2 tRNA genes are annotated in these 361 nt (G+C 46.8%); both read left to right on the forward strand.

From position 1 onward, the window contains the following. Positions 1–111: 111 nt before the first annotated feature. Positions 112–188, forward strand: a tRNA-Ile gene (locus H7J92_RS17510). 18 nt (positions 189–206) lie between these two features. Beyond that, positions 207–282 (forward strand) — tRNA-Ala (locus H7J92_RS17515). Positions 283–361 lie beyond the last annotated feature (79 nt).

A 361-nucleotide genomic window follows, 5' to 3' on the forward strand; every position in this document is an offset into this window, starting at 1 on the left:
CCTTTCTAAGGATAGTATGCCATCTTGGCATTCGGAAGATGGATCTTCGATCCGTCACGTTAACGTTTTGCGTTCAGTTTTGAAGGTTCATACAATCTTCTTACATAAAAGGGGCCTATAGCTCAGCTGGTTAGAGCGCACGCCTGATAAGCGTGAGGTCGGTGGTTCGAGTCCACTTAGGCCCACCATATACACAATCCCTTTTTGGGGCCTTAGCTCAGCTGGGAGAGCGCCTGCCTTGCACGCAGGAGGTCAGCGGTTCGATCCCGCTAGGCTCCACCAAATACACTTGTTCATTGAAAACTGGATAAAACGACATTGAAAGTAATCAAGTAATCAACCGAATTGAACAGTTTTGTTT

Source organism: Sporosarcina aquimarina, from assembly GCF_019748715.1.
GTDB lineage: Bacteria > Bacillota > Bacilli > Bacillales_A > Planococcaceae > Sporosarcina > Sporosarcina newyorkensis.